The sequence below is a fragment of the Pricia sp. genome (genome assembly GCF_041745955.1).
Lineage (GTDB): Bacteria > Bacteroidota > Bacteroidia > Flavobacteriales > Flavobacteriaceae > Pricia.
Genome location: NZ_JBGTHY010000185.1, coordinates 1 through 3,601 on the forward strand (window position 1 = coordinate 1; position 3,601 = coordinate 3,601).

Annotated in this window: 3 protein-coding genes; 2 read left to right on the forward strand and 1 reads right to left on the reverse strand. The window is 46.0% G+C overall.

From position 1 onward, the window contains the following. Positions 1-892 (forward strand): sulfatase/phosphatase domain-containing protein (locus ACEW8S_RS06480; RefSeq protein WP_373517357.1); only part of this gene is annotated, 892 nt, incomplete at its 5' end. A gap of 18 nt (positions 893-910) precedes the next feature. Here the strand turns inward: ACEW8S_RS06480 and ACEW8S_RS06485 are convergent. After that, positions 911-2,716 carry an arylsulfatase gene (locus tag ACEW8S_RS06485; RefSeq protein ID WP_373517358.1) on the reverse strand — a complete coding sequence of 602 codons (1,806 nt, stop codon included), beginning with the start codon at positions 2,714-2,716 and terminating at the stop codon, positions 911-913. 182 nt (positions 2,717-2,898) lie between these two features. On the opposite strand from ACEW8S_RS06485, the gene ACEW8S_RS06490 reads away from it, so the two are divergent. Further along, on the forward strand, positions 2,899-3,601 hold a 703-nt coding region (locus tag ACEW8S_RS06490; protein WP_373517359.1), incomplete at its 3' end, for a DUF5060 domain-containing protein.

A 3,601-nucleotide genomic window follows, 5' to 3' on the forward strand; every position in this document is an offset into this window, starting at 1 on the left:
TTTGAAGGAAGATGGCCACTACGAAAACAGTATCATTTTCTTCTATGGCGACCATGGCGGCCCTTTTCCCAGACATAAACGGGCCTTATACGATACGGGCGTTAAAGTGCCTTTGGTAATCAAATTCCCTAAAAACGGGAATGCCGGCGAACGCGACGACCGGCTGATCAGTTTTATCGATTATGCCCCGACGGTATTATCCTTTGCAGGTATCGAACCGCCCAAAGTCATGCAAGGTATCGCCCAGTTCGGGGAGTTTGAGGTGAAAAAGAAACCTGAATATACATTTCATTCTTCAGACCGCTTCGATGAAATCTACGACCGGTTGCGGGCAGTGAGGTCAAAACGCTACAAGTATATAAAAAGTTACCATACCGATATTAGCCATGCCCTGCCAGTAGCCTATCGCGAGCAGATGCCCATGATGCAAGAACTTCGAAAGCTGCATGAAGCCGGGAAGTTGAACGTTGCCCAAGGTCTTTGGCTCAGTGCCATAAAACCGGAGGAAGAACTCTATGACCTTCAGAAAGATCCGCAAGAACTCCATAATCTGGCCGGTAACAAAGACCTTTCGGATACCTTAATGCGCTCTCGAAAAATTTTGAAGGATTGGCTCAAGGACACCAAGGATTTGGGGGAATTTCCTGAAAAGGAACTGATCGACAACTGGCTGGTCGATGGACAACAGCCCCTATTGCCACCTTTGGAAATGGAAGATAAAAACGACAGCATTCACCTTATTTCAAAAAAATCGGATGCCACCATCGTTTGGAAACAGGCCCAAGATTCGGTTTGGAACGTTTATGGGGAACCATTGCCCGCCACCATATCTTTCGAGGCCAAGGCGGAGCGGATCGGGTATTCGGATAGTGCGGTTTTGCGGTTTGAATAATCGATACCCATCTAATTTTCATTCCACTTTCCTGAAAACCAAAAGCCGTACTTCCGCAACCTCCCGGCCAGCTATTGCCAAGGTTTTCAAGGTCAAAGTGCCCTTGCCCTTTTTCAACACCATCGTACCCAGATCCATGGGTTTAAAATCCTTCACATAGGATTCTTTTCTGGATACGCGATCATTTTCCATTCCCTTTAGCGGCGGATTGTTTACCTCTGTTATCTTTTTGGCTATTTTACTTTTACCTAGGCTGAGTTCAACTATAGATCCAAGGTTTTCTTCGGTAACCGTATAGTACAGTTTAACGTCAAACTTCCCATCGGCCAATACCTCCACATCCCAGGTAATGGAATCATTAGCGCTTGACCAATTTGTGAAAAAACTGTCGTTCGGGTATTGGTTACTACGCTCGATCTTCCCATGGGGAATACCGTCGCGGGCGGGCAACTGGGTGTACAGGTAGCTAGGATGACCTAAGGAAAAAGGCCTTACATCGATTTCCGCAGTTTGCGGTTTAACCTCGGATAGCCAATCCGTTTTTGCCTTTACCAAAGAATCCCTCAACTGTGGATTTCGGGCGGAGATATCTGTTTTTTGCGCCCGGTCTTTTTGAAGGTCATAAAGTTGGTCTTCAGCGTCTAAACGGTATTTTTGAGTACGTAGGCTGGTTTTTCCGTTCCAATGATTGTAGATCAAGCGGTCTTCCCATTCGGGATTTTCTTTGAAGAGTAATGGCGTCAGGTCTTTTCCATCGATGGGTTTAGCGGTAATCGGCGGTACGTCTACTAGTTTTGAAAGCGTAGGTAATATGTCGAGGGCACTGGCGATTTGGGGAATGGTTTTTCCTTCGGGAAGTGAATCTTTCCATTGGATGTAAAAGGGGGTGCGCACGCCTCCTTCGTCAGTTGCTCCCTTAATGCCCCGCATGTTTCCGTTCCAACGGAAGCTGTTCGGGCCGTTGTCGGTTAAATAAATTACGATAGTGTCATCCTCTAAATACAGCTTGCGCAACTTGGCCATTACCCGCCCGACATTGTAATCGATGTTTTCGACCATCGCCAGCGCTGCCCTGTTGAAATTTATGTTCTCGTCCGTATTTGCATCCTCTTCGTTGGAACGCATGGTTAACTCTTTATCCTTAAATCTATTCCAGTATTCATCGGGCACTTGCATGGGGCTATGCGGGGTGTTGAAGGGCAAATAAAGAAAAAAAGGATTGTTCCGGTTTTCTTCGATGAAACTCAGTCCGTGTTCGGTGAGGTCATCCACTAAAAATCCATTTCCGTTTACGGGTTGTCCGTTATGCTCTAGCATCGGGCTGAAATAGTTGCCCCAATGGCCGGAAGCGAATCCGTAAAAATCTTGGAATCCCTGTGAATTCGGATGATAGGGCGGTTGCGTTCCGTTGTGCCATTTTCCATAAGCGGCAGTTTGGTAACCGGCTTTTTTTAAGATTTCCGCCAAAGTGGTCTCATCGTAGTCCATCCTTTCGCCACCGGCCGAAGTGGAATAGACCCCTGTTCGGGGGAAGTGTCTTCCGGTCAGCAGTTCGGCGCGGGTAGGGGAGCATACCGGCTGCACATAAAAATTATCGAACGAGACGCCATATTTGGCAATGGCATCGATATTCGGGGTCTTTAAATCGGAATTTCCGCTGCTGCTTAGATCTCCCCAACCTTGATCATCGGCCAAGATCAATACGATGTTGGGCTTTTTATCGCCACGATCATCTTCTGGCTTTGATGGTTTTTCTTGTTTTTCTTGACATCCTATTGAACATATCAGAAAAGAGAATAGGACAATGCTAAAACGAACATGCATGGTTTCTAAAATTTTTGTAGGTAAAAATACGCTTTATTGCATCCTGTTGCCACTCATACGTGTGCGCAGTATTTGTTTCTGTCAAGATAGCGATAAATTCCAATATTGGATCAGCTCGGCTTTTAACTTGTGCATTCAAAAAAAATGGTATCTTGAGGCCGACAAAACCGCATAACTGCCCAATGTACTACCGAAGATCCAATACTCTTTTTATACCTTTATGTGCGCTCACTTTTGTGTTATCAGCCTGTAACGAAAAGGAGAAGATCCAGAATTATGTACTTGAAGGTTCCCTAAAGAAATGGCAGCCTTTAACCCTCACTTTTGATGGACCACAAGTTTCGAAAACCGATGCCATCAATCCGTTTTTGGACTATGCACTTTGGGTTAATTTTAGCAATGGCAAAACATATTATAGGGTTCACGGTTACTTTGCCGCTGATGGGGATGCCGCCGAGACCAGTGCCGAAATCGGCAATAAATGGCAGGTGAAATTTGCGCCGGATACAGTGGGAAAGTGGGAATTCGATGCCTATCTGGCTGAAGGCACGGATATAGGCATTTCGCAAGATCCAATAAAAGAAAAGAAAAAGGCCCTTTGGAAGTCATCGGGAAGTTTTGAAATTGCCCCCCCAGATTCCACGGCAACAGGATTTTATAGCACTGGGAAATTGAAGTACGCAGGGAAGCATTATTTGGAGGAATCCGAGACCGGAAAGCCGTTCCTTAAAAATGGTGTAGGTAGCCCCGAGAACTTTTTGGCGTATCATGAATTCGATGGTACTTTTGATAGCGGAGGAGCAGAAACTCCTACGCTCAAAAATGGACTGCACCAGTATTACGCGCACATAGACGATTGGAAGGATGGCGATCCGGTTTGGGGCG